Genomic DNA, 16,242 nt, shown 5'->3' with positions numbered 1-16,242 from the left:
GCGGGTCATCGCGAATAAGTTGATGCACCATAGTAGTGCATTGTGCGTGCGGACGGGCCGGAATGCAGCAGTGGGGGATGAGATGGGCGCATTGCATCGTGCCCGATGCCTCGCCGATGGCGTCGCGCGGCGAACGCCCTCAAGCGCTGTGCGCACGGCGCAACGGGCAGGCTGCGGGCAACATCGACCGCAGCGGATGTACGGCAAGCGGGCGCCGCGTCAGCTGCTTTGTTCGCAGCGCTTCGGGTCAGCGCAGCCGGTTGAGTTCGTTGGTCAACGCGGCGACGTTCTTTTCGTGCATGACCGAAGCGTCGCGCAGCCGGCCAAGGCGCTCGACATAGCGTTGCGGATTGGCTTTTTCCTCGGCGCTGCGCGTGTTCTCGGCATCGGCCAGCGCCTGCTTGGCATTGGCGAGCGCGGTCTTCTCGCTGCCCAGCTCGTCCAGCAGGATCTGCTTGCGATTGCTGTCGCGGCTTTTCTGCGTTGCCGCGTCGACCTTGGGGAAGTCGGCCGGCGACGGGCTGCTGACGCGGGGGGCGGTGGTGCCGGCGGTTTTGGTGCGCGGCTTGCTGCTGCTCGGTCCCGGAATGACCGAAATCGAGTCGACGTAGATGCGTTGCGCACCCTTCATCGGCGTATTGGTGAAGGTGACGTGGCCGTTTTCGTCGACATATTTGTAGATGTCGGCGTGGGCGAACACGGGCAGGAGCAGGGCGGCGAGCAGCAGGTAAAACGGTTTCATGGGCGAAACGCTAACACAGCCTCGTCGCGGCGTCAGGAGGCCGGCCGATCACTGTGGCCCAGCGGCTTGTCGGGCGCGATCACGTCGCGCACGCGCTGCTTGAGCACCTTGGCTTCGGGGAAGCCACCCTCGGCCTTGCGGTCCCAGACCAGCACGTCGTTCACGTGGATCTGGAACACGCCGCCGCTGCCTGGTTGCAGGGCAACTTCGCCGATTTCGTCGACAAAGGTCGTCAGCAGCTCCTGCGCCAGCCAGGCGGCGCGCAGCAGCCACTGGCACTGGGTGCAATAGAGAATGGTGATGCGGGGCTTGGTGGCGTCCATCAGAAATGCAGTCCGAGCTGGCGCAGCCGTGCGGCGGTATCGGCGGCACTGGTGTGGTGGATGCCGTGCCAGCCGAGGTCGCTGGCGGCGTCGGCGTTCTTGCGGCTGTCGTCGATGAAGGCCAGCTCGTGCGCGGCGATGCCGGGCAGGTCACGATTGATGCGCGCGTGCATCTCGGCGTAGATCGCCGGATCGGGCTTGATCAGCTTGAGCCGGCCGGAGACAACGATGTCGCGGAAGCGGTGCAGCAGCGGGTAGTGCTGCCACGCGTACGGAAAGGTTTCGGCCGACCAGTTGGTCAGTCCGTACAGCGGCACGTCGGCGGCCTCGAGCGCTTCCATCAGCGCGACGCCATCCGCCAGCGTGCCGGCCAGTGTCTCGGGCCAGCGCTCGGAGAATGCACGAATGTTGGCGGCGTGCTGCGGATGCTCGGTGATCAGCGCCGCCGTGGCCTCGCTGAATGGCCGGCCGCCGTCCTGCCGCAGATTCCACGCCGGGTTGCAGACCTGTTCGAGGAACCAGCGTCGCTCGTCCGCGTCCGGAATCAGCTTGCGGTACAGGTAGTCGGGGTTCCAGTCGAACAGGACCCCGCCGAAATCGAAGACAACGGCGCGTAGTGGCATGGCGGACCGAACGTAGGGGCAGGGCGTGCCATTCTACCCGTCGCCGTTGTCGCAGACGACGCAATCACGGCCGCCGCGTTTGGCCCGATACAGCGCGTCGTCGGCGCGGCGGATCAGGCGCTCGAGGTCGTGATCGTCGTCGCGCAGCGATGCCATGCCGATGCTGACGGTGATGCGGATGACCGCGCCGGTGTCGAGCGGAATGCGGATGGCGGCGATGGTCTGGCGCAGCTTTTCGGCGACGCGGCGCGATTCCTCCTCGCTGGTGGCCGGCAGCAGCACGGCGAACTCCTCGCCGCCCCAGCGGCCGAAGCTGTCGCTGACGCGCAGTGCGGCGGTGCAGGCATCGCAGGCGGCGCACAGCGCCAGATCGCCGGCATGGTGGCCGTGCCGGTCGTTGATCAGCTTGAAGTGGTCGAGGTCGAGCACCAGCACGCTCAGCGGCGCAGGATAGCGCCTTGCCTGCAGCAATTGCTCGGTCGCGCGGCGCAGCCATTCGCGCCGGTTGCGCACGCCGGTCAGTGCATCGATGGTCGCCAGCTCGGCCAGCTTGGCATTGCTTGCCGCCAGCGCCTCGGTGCGCGCGATGACTTCGGCCTCGAGCCGCATCCGGTGACGCAGCAGCAGCGACTGCGCGAGCGCGAGGTAGTGCAGCATGAAACCGGTCGAGAACAGGAAGACCTGCAGATTGAGAAACGACAGCCCGGGCATGCCGCCGGCGAAGATGCCCAGGCCGCGCGCGGTGGCGGTCACGCTGGCGAGCGCCAGCATCAGCATCGCCAACCCGGTTCCCGGCAGGCCGTGCTGAATTGCCATCACCAGCAATAGCGGCAGCACCAGCATCAGCGTGTGACGGTAAACGAGGAAGGCGCAGGCCAGCACGGCAACGAAGGCGGCGATCCACCACCACGGCAGCGAGTTCAGGCGTGGCCAGCGGCCGCGGTCGCGCCAGCCGGCATAGCAGGGGCCAAGCAGGAACAGTCCGCTGGCGTGCCCGAGGATCAGCATCATCAGGTACCAGCCGGTTTCGATCAGGCTGCGTTCGCTGCCGATGCCGGCGAGGTTCAGCAACAGCAGCTGCAGCGGCTGGGTCAGCAGCGGCGGCAGCATCGCCACGTAGAGCCAGAAGTGGGCAAGTTCGCGCGGTTCGCGCAGCAGCGGGTGACGGATGCGCATCTCGCTGTTGCGCCAGCCGATGCGTGCGAGATGAGCTTCGGTAACGCTGACCAGCGCCAGCAGCACGGCGAGCAGCAGCGCCGATTGCAGCTCGAGCATCATCGCCAGTTGCGGCAGCTGGACGATGACGCTGCCAAGCCAGACGCTGACATAACCGCGCCGGCCGCCGAGCAGCAGGCAGATCAGGCCAGCGCCGGCGGCGAATTCGAGCACCGGCAGTGGCCCCGCCGCCAGTCGCGCCAGAAAAACGCTGCCATAGCCGCACAGCACGTACAGCGCCGTGAGCGTGAGCGCAAGCCGGTTGGGCGTGCCGGCAAAAAGGCGGAGCAAGCGCATGGGCGGTGCCAAGCAATTGATTCACTTAGCATATTCCTGCCGCTGGTCCGGCAGTCGCCGTTTGTCGGATGTGCGCGCCGCCAGACTGACTGGCGGTTTGCGGGGTTGATTACTTGGTGACCGCTTCCGGCATTGCCGACGAATGGTGGTGCAGGATCTTCCAGCTGCCGCCGCGATTTTCGTACACATAGGTGTAGCGCGCCGCGACCTGCTTGCTGTGGCCGTCCTTGTCCTGCAGCGTAAACGTGTAGGTGCCCATGTCGACAGCGGTATTGCAGTTGATCTTGATCGTGCGGGTGTCGATCTTGCCTTGCGGATGCTTTTGCAGGAAATCGACGAAATAGGCACGGATGCTGGCGCGGTCGGTGCGCGGCGTGTTCGAGACCGTCGGCAGCAGCACCGCATCGGGCCAGTAGCGGTCGGCCACCTTGTCCGGGTTGTTCGTCGCCAGCGCGGCGTTCCATTGGTCGAACAGGCCGGCGACGGCGGCGTCACCGGTCTTGGCGCAGCTGGGCGCCTTGGCAAGGGCCGTGCCAGACAGGGTCAGGCTGGCGGCGGCAAACAAGGCGAGGGGAAATGAATGCATGGGAAAGTCCTGAGAAATCAAGGGGCGCGAATTGCGCCCACGCTCAGTGCATTGCGACGCCATAAGGTTCGTGCCCGGGAGATGGACGGCGGTTTCCTGCCGCCATGCGGTCAGCGCCACCAGCTGGGAAACATGAAGATCGTGATCATGCCGACCAAGCTCAGCAGCATCACGCCGCCGGCGGTGATCGCCAGCCAGAAAAAGCCACGCCAGAACGGCGATTCGATCCGCCGCCAATCGCCGCTACGGCCGACACGCCAGACTTCGGCCATATAGCCGCCCATCGAATCGGTTTCGAGAAATCCGTGCGTGGCCGGGGACGACAGGGCGTCGCGGTAATGCGTTTCCAGATGGTCGTAGACCAGCCGCGCCAGCAGCACGAACAACAGAAAACCCCCCAGGCTGCCGGACACCAGTAGCGGAATCAGCGTGTCGAGTACGAACTGCTTGATCATGCGAGCACCTCGGCGAGCTGGATGTCGGGCGTGAGATCGGTGTAATTGGGAACGTCGGCGAGGATGTCGTCACCATGGGCCGCCAGTCCGTCGGCCAGACGTGCAAGATCGGTGAAGTACAGCTGGCCGACGGCCAGAAAGCGCGGCGTGGCGCCGTCGAGTGCCGGAACGCCACGGACCACCTCGGCGCGCTGCAAGCCGAAGGGACCCAGCAGCCGCAGCACCATCGGCAGATGCTGCTGGCGGTAGTAATCGAAGTCGAAGCGCGCGTCGGCACTGTACGGGTAGTAGGCAGAGGCAAGGATCACCGGAGTCTCCATTGCGGGTAAAAAATCCACTTTAGACTGACTAGGTAATTCACCTTATGGAAAGTATGTAGTCGTTGCTGTTCATGCAACAGAAAGGCTCCGTATTGCCGCAGCGCTTGCACGCACTTTCGATGTCCTTGCCGTGTGGCCTTTCATGCCCCGGCCGGTATCAGGCTCATGGCAGGACGGACCGGCGGCTGTCCGGGTGTCGGAGCATCGGGCGTTGCTAGCGCCACCAGTGCGGGAACATGAAGATCGCTATCAGGCCGGTCAGGCTGACTAGCATGAGGCCGCCGGTCGTCATCGTCAGCCAGAAGAAGCCCCGCCAGAACGGCGAATCGATCCGGCGCCATTCGCCGTTGCGCCCGACCTGCCAGACGTCGGCCATGAAGGCGCCGTTGGCATCGGAGTCGTGCAGCCCGTTGGTCGGTCGTGACGACAGCAGGTCGTGATAATGCGTCGCCAGATAGTCGTAGGTCAGGCGCGCAAACAGGACGAACAGCAGAAAGCTGCACAGCCCGGTACTCACGAGCCCCGGAAGCAGGTAATCGAGGACGAACTGCTTGATCACGGCAGCGCCCCGGCAGACTGCAAACCGATCGGACCTGGCAGGCCGGATGCCATCGGCGGGCACTGCTGGCGCCAGGATTCGAAGTCGAAGCGCTCATCGGCGCGGTACCGGTAGTCGGCGGAGGCGGGCATCACCGAGGTCTTGCGGGTGGGTCAAAGGCAATCCCGGTAACGTAAGTGAATCGTCCTGCCGACGCCTTACTTTGATTGCTGAGTTTCATGAAAAAGCCCCGCATCGCTGCGGGGCTTCGGGGGGCGGTGTTCAGTGCGTGACGCCGCTTATTTTTTCGACTTCTTTGCCGTGCCGCCTTTCGGTGCCTTCTTGCCACCTGCTGCTTCATAGCGAGCATAGGCTTCGGCCGCGATCTTGCGGATCGCCGCGCCAATCCGCGCGTAGTCCGACTCGTTCAGGTTGGCGAGCGAGACGCGACCCGACGGATTGGTGGTGCCGAAACCCTGGCCCGGCAGCAGGACGATGCCGGTTTCTTCCGCCAGCCGCAGCAAGCCTTCGTTCGGCTTGAGCGAGCTGAACAGCCAGTCGGCGAAATCCTTGTCGTACAGCTGGGTCAGGATCGTTTCCCAATCGAGCAGGTGGTAGTAGTCGATGGTGTTCGAATCATGCGGCACCGGCAGGCCCAGCTCACGATAGAGCGCGACCTTGCGGCGACGGACGATGCGCTTCATCGCGCTCTTGTACGCCTCCGGCTCGTCCATCAGCGCGAACAGCGAGAACAGCGCCATCTGCGCCTGCACCGGCGTCGACAGACCGGCGGTGTGGTTGAGCGCGACGGTGCGGCTGTCGGCGACCAGACGGTCGATGAACTTGAGCTTGCGCGGTTCGGTGGTGATCGAACCGTAGCGTTCGTCCAGCTGCTTTTTCTTGGCTTCCGGCAGCTTGGCGATGCTGGCGTCGAACACGTTGTCCTCGTGCGTTGCCACCACGCCCAGACGCCAGCCGGTCGCGCCGAAATACTTCGAGTACGAGTAGACCAGGATGGTGTTGTACGGGCAGATCGCGAACAGCGAGACGAAGTTGTCGGCAAAGGTGCCGTAGACGTCGTCGGTCAGGATGATCAGGTCCGGGCGCTGCTTGACGATGCCGGCGATGTATTCCAGCACTTCGTCGCTGATCTTCGTCGACGGCGGATTGCTCGGGTTGACGAGGAAGAAGGCCTTGACCTTCGGGTCGAGCAGCTTGTCGAGTTCCTTGGTCGTGAACTGCCAGTTGTTTTCCGGCGGCGCATTCACATGCACGACGTTGAGCTGGTAGTCGTTGAGCTCGGGAATTTCGATGTAGGGCGTGAAGATCGGCATGCCCAGCGCGATCGTGTCGCCTTTCTCGATCAGGTGGTTTTCACGCAGGCTGTTGAACAGATAGGTCATCGCCGCCGTGCCGCCTTCGACCGCGTACATGTCGAAATGGCCCTTGAACGGGTGGGTGCCGATCATCTCGCGATGGATGTATTGCGCGACGATTTTCTCGCTCAGCACCAGCATCCGATCCGGCACCGGATAGTTGCAGCCGAGGATGGCTTCACACATTTCGTAGATGAAGTCACCGGCCGACAGCCCGAGCTGGTCGCGGACATAGGAGACGGCGGACTCGATGAAGGCGATGCCCGGCGTGCCGGCGTGGGCCTTGGTGAAAATCTCGAAACGCGCTTCGATCCCGTCGCGCTGCGGGAAACCGCCGACGCCTTCGGGCATGTAGATGAAGGAGCGCTCCGATTCGGTCATCGCAAACAGGCCGAACTGGAAGAAACCGTGTCGCGGCACGGTGGCAAGGAAGTTCGGGTTGCCACGGCCGGCATTGAGCATCAGCTTGTCGCTCTGGCTGGCTGCCTTGATCAGCACATCCTTCAGCTCGAACGGGCTGAGACCGGAGAAATCTTCGATGTTGTTGAAACTCATGGTGTACTCCTTGTGAATGCGTGCTTGGGCCGACGGGATTACATGAAGGCGATGACCAGCGGACCGAGCAACGTGAGCAGCACGTTGGCCAGCGCATAGGTGATCGCGAACGGTACGGTGGGAATCGAGTTTTCTGCCTTGTCGAGGATTTCGCCGAAGGCCGGATTGGCGCTGCGCGAACCCGACAGTGCACCGGCGAACACGGCGACGTTGTCGTAGCGCAGCACATAGCGGCCGAACAGCATCGTCAGCAGCAGCGGAATGATGGTGACCGCAACGCCGACGAGGAAGATCGTGAAGCCGTGCTCGCGGACGGTCTCGACCGCCTGCAGGCCCGACGACAAGCCGACGACGACGACAAAGCCGGCAAGGCCGAGGTCTTTGAGAATCTGCACCGCGCCGCCCGGCATGGCGCCGAAGGTCTGTTTCTTGGCCCGGTACCAGCCGAACAGCAGACCCGAGAGCAGCGCGCCGCCGCCGCTGCCCAGCGTGAGCGGAATCGAGCCGATCTTGACGACCAGCAAACCGATCAGCAGGCCGACCACCAGACCGGCGCCCATGTAGACGAAGTCGGTTTTTTCGGTGTGGATCACGGTGTAGCCCACCAGCCCGGCAACACGACTCACGTCCTTTTCCGCGCCGTAGACGGTGAGTACGTCACCGGTCTGGACGATGGTGTCCGGCGACATCGACAACGGTTTGCCCATCCGCGAAAGCCCGACCGCGTAGGCGCCGTGACGTACCTCGGGCGAGGCTTCGGCGGCGATCTGGCCAAGCGACTTGTTCTGCAGCCGCTTGCTGGTGACCACGATGTCGATGCGCTGCATCGCGATGTCCATGCCGGCTTCGCCGTGGACTTCGCGGCCGATCGCGCCGGCCTGTTCGAGCACGGCGGTACGCCGGCCGACCAGCAGCACGATGTCGTCCTGCGACAGGACGAACTCGGCCGGCGCGGCGATGATCTGGCCGCCGCGCTTGACCCGTTCGATCGTGGTCGGCGGTGTCGACGACTGCTCGATTTCACCGACGGTACGCCCGGCGGCCTTATCGACGCGGTACACCCGGCCAACAAGTTGCGGCACCGCTGCGAGCTGCCCCGGTCCGAGTACCTGCACGCCGGCCTGCATGGCGCTTTCGGCCGCGATGGCGTCGTCACGGATGCTGCGGCCCATGAACTTCGGCAGGATGTTGACGCAGACGATGATCGCGCCGAACGAGCCGAATACATAGGTCACCGCATAGCCGATGGCGACATTGGCCTGGAGCTGAGTGAGTTCCTCCGCCGGCAAACCGAGCTTGGCAAGGGCATCGCCCGCCGTGCCGATGATGGCCGACTGCGTCAGGCCACCGGCTGCAATACCGGCTGCAAGCCCTTTGTCGAGCCCGGTCAGCTTGGCCAGCACGACCACGGTCAGCAGACCGGTGGCGGACAGGACGATGGCGAGAATGATTTCGCGGATCGACTGCTTGCCAAGCGAGTTGAAGAACTGCGGACCGCTCTCATAACCGACCGCGTAAATGAACAGCGCAAACAGCACCGACTTGACGCCCGGATCGATCGACACGCCGACCTGGCTGATCACGACCGCGACCAGCAACGAACCGGCGACACCACCCAGCTGGAACTTGCCGAAATTGATCTTGCCGATTCGGTAACCGAGCGCCAGAGAGAGGAATAACGCTATCTCTGGAGATCGCTTGAAGATTTCGTGTAACCAATCCACGGTGCGCACCTCTTTAGTTGGTCAACTGCAGGAAAAGCGGGTCAGTGAACGACGATCTGACCTGCCAGAAAAATGATCAGCGGCCCCATCAGCGGCAGCACGATGTTGGAAATGGCGTAGGTAATCGTGTAGCCGAGCAGCGGCGTGGTGTTGCCGGCGGCGTTGACCACGGCGCTCAGCGCCGGCGTGCTGCATTGCTGGCCGGCAATGGCACCGAGCAGCACGGGGCTGTCGAGCTTCAGGACGAAACGCCCGAGCAGCAGCGACAGCGTCGCCGGGACCAGCGCGATCAGCACGCCGGTAATCGGTAGCGCGATGCCGTAGCTCTTGATCAGCGCCATTGCCTGCGGCCCCGAGGACAGCCCGACGCAGGCGATGAACATTGCCAGACCGAGGTCTTTCATCAGTTCGATCGCCGAGGCCGGAATATGGCCCACGTCGGGGCGCAGTGCCTGAAACCAGCCGAACAGCAGGCCGCTCAGCAGCGCACCGCCGCCGGTGCCAAGCGAGAAATTGACGCCGCCGATTTTCACGCCCAGCGCGCCAACCAGAATGCCGAGCACGATGCCAAGTCCGGCGTAGGTGAAGTCGGTTTCGTCGGATTTGTCGATGCGCCGGCCGATGTGCGCGCTGACTCTGGCGATGTCGCGCGGCGAGCCCTGCAGGCGGATCACGTCGCCGGGCTGAAGGCGAAGGTCGGGCAGCAGCGGCAGCGGCTCACCCAGCCGGCGTATTTCCAGCAGGTGGACCCCTTCGCTGAGCCCGGTCCGGCGAAACTCGCGGCGCAGCTCGCCCAGTGCCTGTTTCGCCAGGTCGCGGCGGTTGAAGACGACGTCTTCGATCTCTACCGCGAAATCGAGCCCGGCAACGTGCGCGACCTCGGGCCCCAGCAAGAGGCTGCAGGCCAGGACACTGTCGCGCTGGCCGGTAAGCAGGACGGCATCGCCCTGTTGCAGGACCAGTTCCGGTGTCGCATCGATCAGTTTCCCATGACGCCGGATCCGCTCGATGATGGCCTTGCCGTCGACGCCGGTCTCGATGTCGGCAACCCGCTTTCCCGCCGCGGCTTCGATGCGGTAAATGCGTCCGACCACCTCGGGGGCCGCCTGCAGATCGGTGTCGTCCTCGCTGCCATTTAGCCCGCCCATCTGCTGCCAGAGCGCTTCGGCGTCCTTCTTGAGGTTGATTTTCAGCAGCAGCGGAAACAGCTGGCTGGTGGCAATGACAATGGCGATCAGGCCAAAGACATAGGTGATCGAGTAGGCCGTCACGACGTTGGCCTGCAGCTTCTGGATCACGTCCGGCGCCAGTGGCAGTTTGGAAACGGCATCGGAGGCCGTCCCGACCACGGCAGACTCGGTGGCGGCGCCGGCCATCAAGCCCGCGGCGGTGCCCTGATCGAGGCCGAAAAGCCAGGTTGCACCCATCACCAGCGCCAGCACCACCGCGACCTCTACGGCACACAAAAGCCCGAGGCGCAGCCCCTTCGCGTTCAGGTTGGCAAAGAACTGCGGCCCGCCGGCGTAGCCGAGCGCGAAGATGAAGAGGGCGAAAAACAGCGATTTGATGCCCGGCGCGGGCTGGACATCAACGAAGTTGCCAATCAGCAGCGCCGCAAGCAGCGTGCCGCAGACGCCGCCGAGCTGGATCGGCCCAAAACGGATACGGCCAATGGCGTAGCCTGCCGTCAATGCAAGGAACAATGCGATGGCGGGGTTTTCTTGCAGCAACACGAGTGGCGATTCAGGCATACGTGGCTCTGTCTTTCAGATGCTTGAACTCGTGACCAAGAGTACTTGCAACTGTTTTATTTGAAACTTCTTTTAAAGACTTACATGTTGCCATCGTCATGTAAAGTTTTAAGTTTCAAGAGCCAGAATTTTTGTTGTTAGTCGATACTGTTGTTCTATTGATCAGTTGCCTGCAAGAAGGCTTCTTGATTTGCCAGCGGTTGTGCAAACCGGGAGGTCCTGGCCATCTGCGCCGAAGGGTTTGCGATCGTCGACCTTGAGTCCGGCATGGCGGCTCGGTGCGCGACGTGAGCCCCTCCGTTTTCTTGGGTACCGGGTGAGTTCGAGTTCGGCGAGGCAGGTACGGTACGGGCGTAAAAAAACCCCGCGACCGGATATCGGTGCGGGGTTCTGGGTGTTTCCAGAGGCGCCTGAGCGCGACTGGAGAGACCGCGTTGCAGCGAGTAGTACATGTTGCTATGTTTTTACTGGTATTACTGCTCAATTTCTATAAACAGGGGACAGGATGGGGGACGGCAGGACCGCGAGACGAAAATCGGGTCGGATTTTTTGGAGGTCGGCTCTCCAAGGGCAAGCTCCCATAGGCCCGCAGGACGTGGCGTGGATGGAGGCAGAGAAAGTCGTTTTTTCTAGGACTTCGCTCTTCCCGTGTTGCTGGCACATGGAATAGAGGCTTGACGGTTTGTGTTGAAGGCGTGGAGCGATGGATGTGTACGAGGAAGGCGACAATCCAAAGCTCAGGTAGGCGGGGCACTTGCTGCGGCATGCCTCTCCACTAGACTCAGCGCCCGGCGATTCAGCCGGCACACTGAATCTGGAGAACCTGCACATGACCGAACAGCTTGTCCCCGACACCACCAAGCCCCAAGCAAGCTCCCTGCTTTGGAGTACCGGCATCACCATCATGGCGGTCAGTACGATTGCGCTGTTCATGCTTTATGGCTGGAGCGCTCGCGGGCTGGTCAGCACCAGCGACGGACTGGAATACCGGAACTACTTCGAGCTGCGGTACGTTGGCATCGCGGTCTCGCTGATCGGGCTGCTGATCGGTGGCGTCTGGACCGCAGTAGGAACCCTCATTCACGAACTGCAAACCCATTTGAGGACTAGTGGTGAATGACTGCACCATGACCGGGCAATTACTTGGGCACTAAACCAAGTTCGTGATGAGATCGCTACGCGTTATTAGGGAAACAGTTCGCCACTTGTGAGGACCTTGAAGCCCGTCGGATTGAGCATCTTTGCTGCTCGCGCAGAAACATGCAGATCACCTGTGCACTGAACTGCAGATTTTTGTTTGTGTGCATTGACTGCATCTAGGTACTCATCAGGCCCCAATTGAATAGAGACATGTTTTTCCATGCCCCCCACCGTAGCTGCGATGGTAACTGTACCTATCTCTTCCTCAAGCGGTCTATCGAGGCGCTTGATGGTCCCGAGAATTGTTTGTGCTGGTAAGACGTAATTATCTTTGTAGTAGGCGGAAGCATCAGCCATTCTGCCTACTTTCTCGACATCAAAGCGAAACGTCTTTACCTGAGAGGTGTAAGTGTGGTTCCTCGATGGTGTGATTGAAATCTCGAAGCCGCGTTTTTTCTCAGTACCGCTCAGTCCTATGAGGGCATCGCACATGTTGGCGCTTGCTCCGCATGCTACTGCCTCATCGAACACGGCGAGATTACCCTCAGCTGCGAACTTATCAATTGCGGACATTAGGGCGTCAAGGCTTGTGGTCAGGTTCGCCGTCACTATGTTCGATAACGGAACGGTGTCCAATGACTGCTGATCACGCGATGCTGGCGAAGTCGGAGCAATGATATTTACGATATAGCTTCCGACCTCCGTTTGCCCAAGACGCAGCGAGTCAATGAAAGCTATTGCTTCCGGCGAACGTTTTCCGGAGAAGTACCGTCGTTTTGACGTTGTGGACATTGCTGCAGAGGCCATAAGGTCTCGTGCCCGTAGGTTAAGTAGCACGCCGTCGTTGATTGGGATTGTTCCCTCGTTAACATCGTTGTGAAATACGCGAATGCGAACCAAGTCCGCGAGGTGGCCTATCGCTGCTTTCATGATCACGATGGGAGAGCGTTCCTCGAACGCAGCCAGTGTCATCAATGCGTCAATTATGCGTTCCTTGAAGTCTCTCGCCGACTTTGAGCGCGGCAGCAAAACCTCTACGTCAACATGCTTCGGCTCGGGGCGATGCCATATCGACGCCAGTTCGGAGATGTCCCCATCGTGTACCCAGCCATTTTCGAACAGATAGGCTTCGAGGTGGGCGGGCGTAACATCGTGGAGTTTTTTGGCAACCTCGTCCCGTGTCATGCGCTTTCCCCATTGCTGGCTAGCGTCAACAAGTGCCGGAGGCTCGTTGTTGTCAACCGCTGAGCAAGCGGGATATCAACAGTCACCGTGGTCGTATTCGTTGTGCTCGGATAGTCTTTTAGCGACAGCCAATAGCATGTGTTGTGCAATGACATGTGCGCGCTATGGTGTTCAACCCACCGCTCATGCTCTTCAGGTACTAGCAGTACGACAAGGTAGCGTGGGCAAATAACGTCGCTACCGCGGAGGTCGTCGTAGTTTTTTCGTGGCAGAGGAAACTTGATGACTCCCCCAGACACTACGTCCTGCGATGTGCATTTCAGCTGCAACTGAACCATCGGGTTACGACGTAGGCCTGGGAAGCCTTTGCCTTGCAATTGAATGTCTATGCTGTCGTCATCGACCTGGGGGTGGCTTGGATTAAGACCTGCTTGGGCCGCCATCGCATGTACATACGCGACATTGAACTGCTCTTTCCTCTTCCCGATGTCCACTACAGACTGTCCTCAGTATTATGTACCCGCATCGCGAGCGCTATTTTCGTTTGCATGAATTTTAACGAAATTTTCTGTCATAAATCTTCTTTCGTTCTTTCTTGATTATTCTTGTTGCTTACATGTCATGCGGTGGCTATTGGTTACCACCGATTGGCGGATGTTGACTGCCTCAAAATTCATCTGGATGGACGAGGCAGCTGACATGATTTTCACTAGGAAAAGGAAAGGTTTGCACAAGGCTGCCTTGAGGTCGGAACTTGCCTAAAAGCCAGTATCCATGCCTCTTTCGACATTTTCTGTGCACTTCTCAAGGGACAACATCCCGACGTCCGGTACGCATACTTCGCAGTGATTTTGCAAGCCAGTGCAGGTCGAAACGTTGCTTTTTCAAGCGTTGCTGAGCAGTAATCTTGTCTAGATGCCCGGTTAAATCTTTTCTTCTGATCGGTTCGCTCGCTTCGACGACCGTGAGCAGATCCTCGGCCGGGAGGTTGGCCACTTGGTAGTGGAAGGGGGTGCAGTGCCCTCATGTGATGCAACCCCTTCTGCTGCTGATTGCTGCAACCCCATTTGCGCCAGCAACGGCGCGGGTTTCAGGCTGGTTTGTTTTGTCTGTCCTAAGGACAGACGCCCCCAGCTATACAGGGCAATTTGTATCAGATTGGCGCTTCTCCTTGCGTTGCAGCTGGCGGCAAAGTTCGTCGAGCTTGGAGAGCTGCTTCTCAGCCGCCTGCCGGGTGATGTGCTCTCCGTTGAGGCGGTTGTAGTACTTGGCCGTCCGGGTGCTGTGGCGGCCGGTCAGGACGTGTATGTCCATCAGTTGAATGCGGCGCTCCAGTACCGACCGGCTGTTCGTGCTGCCCGACTTGTCCCGGCGTGCCATTTGCTCTCGAAGTAGTTTGTCCTTGTCTTGATGAAGCCTTTGCAGCTTTCTGCGTGTGAGGTGCACGTCCCGGCCGCACAGCCACGCCAATTCGTCGCGTTGCTTTGGGGTAAGGGCTAAACCTCGTGCGTAGTACGCGGCAGAGCGCTCCGCATGGCCGTAGACCCAAAGGGCGGTCTTGTGCCAGCTGGCGCCCGCAGGCGAGCTTTGCGGGGTAAACAAGCGTCGCCAACGCTCGTAGGCCGGCACATGTGTTGGGTATACTCGCCGGAGCCAATCTACATCCGCCAGCCACCATTCATACGCGCGCTGTGGGTCGTCCAAATCGTCGGAACAGGGGAGGCCACGAAGCGCCGGAGGCACCCCCTGTTTTGCCAACGTGAGCTGCAGTATCCAGCGCCGGGCCGGGTTGCGCTGATGCCGAAGCGATGCAATCAGCTTTGGTACAGTGAGCTGCTGTATCTGCACAATCCAGCTCGTGAAGTCGCCCCCAGCCCGGTCCTGTTCTGCAATTAGCAGTTCATGAATATTGCGGGCACGCATAGCGATTCAGAAATCAACGCGTAATCCGCACCTGGCAGCGGACCAACAATCACAATGTGTTGCCCGGCATATTCAATCGAGTGAATGGTTTGTATGCCTGCATCAAGCGTTCGCTCCTGCTCCTCGCGCCCCGTGGCCATGACGTGTGCATAAGCGTTCATGTCAATTTTCTGAATGAACATTCATACCCCCTTTGGCCTTTGACAGGTCCTCGGCAAGAAACTGCTCTTTTGCGCAATACCGCACGTGATCATGCACGCTGCCGCCATAGGCTTGAGAGTTGCCATCAATGACCATGTATTTGTCGCCATTCTCAATGGGGCCGATGATCGTCAAGTCATCATCACGGTGCGTGATGACCTTGATCGTCTGGTGGCCAATGTGCTGAAGATGCAGCAATTGAGCGTCATCCATGATGTGGTCGTGATCGAATTGATCGATGAAGAAGTAGTTCATGTGATGTCCTGTCGTGATGGATTAGTGCGTACGGCGAGGCAGGGCTGCCAGCCATGCTTCGATTTCGTCAGAACGCCATCCGACAGAGTTCGGTCCAAGTTTGACGCGATGCGGGAAGCGCCCGGCTCCCTCGGCTCGGTAAATGCTTGAGCGAGCGAGGCCGGTGATGGCAATGACCTGTTTCAGACGCAGGATGCGGGAGGAGGCGGGAGCTGAGACTTGCGGCTCAGGCGTGAGGGTGTGCTGCTGCATAGCGTTCCTTTGATTAGGCACCGGACGGTACGGAACGGAATGCTATGAGACCAGCGGTAAGAAAAACAAACCTGAAAACTACTTCGGTCTATTTTTTGAATTTCTGGGCCTGCCTGTTTTTTTCTTATCTAAAAGCCCTGCAGTCCTTAGTAAGGGGTCAATAATTTTTACCGTTCGCTTGTACTCCATTTCTGACTTGTGGCTGTTCCATTCTTTTATTTCTTCATCTGGTATTTTCGGGAAGTAAGCACGAAAGGTGGCAAGTTTTGCTTCCCATGTTATTTCATTTTTCTGTTCGTCGAAGAGACTGTTAATTTTTTCTGGCTCTCTTAGTTCTGCTGTTTCCGATTCGAATATGGCTTGTGCTCGCACTCTTCTTAAATCCCTTGTGTTCCTTCCTTGTAATTCATCTTTGCCAAAAATGGCCAAGGTTATTTTTAAGCTCTTTCCTAATATGTTATTTTCTACCTGATGCACAAGGGTTTCTTCCTCATCCGTTAGGTCGCTTAGTCTTAAGTATTCAATCAAGTTGCTTAGGCATTCATACGCTAAATCTGCTTCAGTGCGATCGGCAAGATAGGCTTTCCCTCCAAGGAGTGGAACGTGCCAGCGAAGTAGTCGTAACAGGACATTTTGCCGATCTTGTTTTGTTGGCATAGGGCAATTCTGGCCAATTGCTTCAAGTATCTCTTTCTCGAATTTCTTTAGTGGACTTTCCGTCATCATCCGTGCTTCCGTTGTAGTTTCAGTACATTGTCATCGTCTTGGCTGCTCAGCTGTG

19 protein-coding genes are annotated in these 16,242 nt (G+C 59.9%); 1 reads left to right on the top strand and 18 read right to left on the bottom strand.

The window, feature by feature from the left end; all coding sequences use genetic code 11:
* Window positions 1-247: 247 nt before the first annotated feature.
* The 11 genes from R0382_RS03355 to aspT (R0382_RS03305) all read right to left on the bottom strand — a co-directional run bounded on the left by R0382_RS03355 (window position 248) and on the right by aspT (R0382_RS03305) (window position 10,505).
* Window positions 248-742, bottom strand: coding sequence for a DUF4124 domain-containing protein (locus R0382_RS03355; protein WP_432722307.1), 495 nt, complete (start codon window positions 740-742; stop codon window positions 248-250).
* A gap of 32 nt (window positions 743-774) precedes the next feature.
* Entirely contained in the window at window positions 775-1,065 is a 291-nt protein-coding gene (locus R0382_RS03350) for a SelT/SelW/SelH family protein (RefSeq protein WP_432722305.1), read from the bottom strand.
* A complete protein-coding gene (locus tag R0382_RS03345; protein WP_432722303.1) occupies window positions 1,065-1,688 on the bottom strand; it encodes an HAD family hydrolase in 624 nt (207 codons plus the stop codon). The genes R0382_RS03350 and R0382_RS03345 overlap by 1 nt, the downstream gene beginning before the upstream one ends.
* Before the next feature lie 33 nt (window positions 1,689-1,721).
* Window positions 1,722-3,200 carry a GGDEF domain-containing protein gene (locus R0382_RS03340; RefSeq protein ID WP_432722301.1) on the bottom strand — a complete coding sequence of 493 codons (1,479 nt, stop codon included), beginning with the start codon at window positions 3,198-3,200 and terminating at the stop codon, window positions 1,722-1,724.
* A 109-nt stretch (window positions 3,201-3,309) separates the two neighbouring features.
* Window positions 3,310-3,786 carry an SgcJ/EcaC family oxidoreductase gene (locus R0382_RS03335; RefSeq protein WP_432722299.1) on the bottom strand — a complete coding sequence of 159 codons (477 nt, stop codon included), beginning with the start codon at window positions 3,784-3,786 and terminating at the stop codon, window positions 3,310-3,312.
* Window positions 3,787-3,896: 110 nt separating this feature from the next.
* The gene (locus R0382_RS03330; RefSeq protein WP_432722298.1) at window positions 3,897-4,241 is read right to left on the bottom strand and encodes a hypothetical protein; all 345 of its coding nucleotides are present in this window, start codon (window positions 4,239-4,241) and stop codon (window positions 3,897-3,899) included.
* Window positions 4,238-4,549 (bottom strand): EthD family reductase, encoded by a 312-nt coding sequence (locus R0382_RS03325; protein WP_432722296.1) that lies wholly within the window; start codon window positions 4,547-4,549, stop codon window positions 4,238-4,240. The genes R0382_RS03330 and R0382_RS03325 overlap by 4 nt, the downstream gene beginning before the upstream one ends.
* 226 nt (window positions 4,550-4,775) lie before the next feature.
* On the bottom strand, window positions 4,776-5,120 hold the full coding sequence (locus R0382_RS03320; protein WP_432722294.1) for a hypothetical protein: 345 nt from the start codon (window positions 5,118-5,120) through the stop codon (window positions 4,776-4,778).
* Between the two features lie 278 nt (window positions 5,121-5,398).
* Window positions 5,399-7,030 (bottom strand): bifunctional aspartate transaminase/aspartate 4-decarboxylase, encoded by a 1,632-nt coding sequence (locus R0382_RS03315; protein WP_432722292.1) that lies wholly within the window; start codon window positions 7,028-7,030, stop codon window positions 5,399-5,401.
* Between the two features lie 38 nt (window positions 7,031-7,068).
* Window positions 7,069-8,754 carry an aspartate-alanine antiporter gene (gene aspT / locus R0382_RS03310; protein WP_432722290.1) on the bottom strand — a complete coding sequence of 562 codons (1,686 nt, stop codon included), beginning with the start codon at window positions 8,752-8,754 and terminating at the stop codon, window positions 7,069-7,071.
* Between the two features lie 41 nt (window positions 8,755-8,795).
* On the bottom strand, window positions 8,796-10,505 hold the full coding sequence (aspT, locus tag R0382_RS03305) for an aspartate-alanine antiporter (protein WP_432722288.1): 1,710 nt from the start codon (window positions 10,503-10,505) through the stop codon (window positions 8,796-8,798).
* An 829-nt stretch (window positions 10,506-11,334) separates the two neighbouring features.
* On the opposite strand from aspT (R0382_RS03305), the gene R0382_RS03300 reads away from it, so the two are divergent.
* A complete protein-coding gene (locus R0382_RS03300; protein WP_432722286.1) occupies window positions 11,335-11,625 on the top strand; it encodes a hypothetical protein in 291 nt (96 codons plus the stop codon).
* Window positions 11,626-11,690: 65 nt separating this feature from the next.
* Here the strand turns inward: R0382_RS03300 and R0382_RS03295 are convergent, their stop codons facing one another.
* The 7 genes from R0382_RS03295 to R0382_RS03265 form a co-directional block, all read right to left on the bottom strand.
* Window positions 11,691-12,830: a hypothetical protein gene (locus tag R0382_RS03295; protein WP_432722284.1), complete on the bottom strand. Its 1,140-nt coding sequence runs from the start codon at window positions 12,828-12,830 to the stop codon at window positions 11,691-11,693.
* Window positions 12,827-13,324: a DUF4365 domain-containing protein gene (locus tag R0382_RS03290; RefSeq protein ID WP_432722283.1), complete on the bottom strand. Its 498-nt coding sequence runs from the start codon at window positions 13,322-13,324 to the stop codon at window positions 12,827-12,829. Before R0382_RS03290 ends, R0382_RS03295 begins: the two co-directional genes overlap by 4 nt.
* A gap of 640 nt (window positions 13,325-13,964) precedes the next feature.
* Complete coding sequence (locus R0382_RS03285; protein WP_432722281.1) at window positions 13,965-14,753, bottom strand: hypothetical protein; 789 nt, start codon at window positions 14,751-14,753, stop codon at window positions 13,965-13,967.
* A complete protein-coding gene (locus tag R0382_RS03280; protein ID WP_432722279.1) occupies window positions 14,723-14,935 on the bottom strand; it encodes a hypothetical protein in 213 nt (70 codons plus the stop codon). Before R0382_RS03280 ends, R0382_RS03285 begins: the two co-directional genes overlap by 31 nt.
* The gene (locus R0382_RS03275) at window positions 14,916-15,209 is read right to left on the bottom strand and encodes a hypothetical protein (protein WP_432722277.1); all 294 of its coding nucleotides are present in this window, start codon (window positions 15,207-15,209) and stop codon (window positions 14,916-14,918) included. The genes R0382_RS03280 and R0382_RS03275 overlap by 20 nt, the downstream gene beginning before the upstream one ends.
* Window positions 15,210-15,230: 21 nt before the next feature.
* Window positions 15,231-15,461, bottom strand: coding sequence for a helix-turn-helix transcriptional regulator (locus R0382_RS03270; RefSeq protein WP_432722275.1), 231 nt, complete (start codon window positions 15,459-15,461; stop codon window positions 15,231-15,233).
* A gap of 78 nt (window positions 15,462-15,539) precedes the next feature.
* Window positions 15,540-16,187, bottom strand: a complete 648-nt coding sequence (locus tag R0382_RS03265; RefSeq protein WP_432722274.1) for a hypothetical protein — start codon at window positions 16,185-16,187, stop codon at window positions 15,540-15,542.
* Window positions 16,188-16,242 lie beyond the last annotated feature (55 nt).

The sequence above is a fragment of the Jeongeupia wiesaeckerbachi genome (genome assembly GCF_050916355.1).
Taxonomy (GTDB): domain Bacteria; phylum Pseudomonadota; class Gammaproteobacteria; order Burkholderiales; family Chitinibacteraceae; genus Jeongeupia; species Jeongeupia wiesaeckerbachi.
Note: the sequence above shows the minus strand (reverse complement) of the source record. Positions and strands in the feature narration are given on the sequence as shown.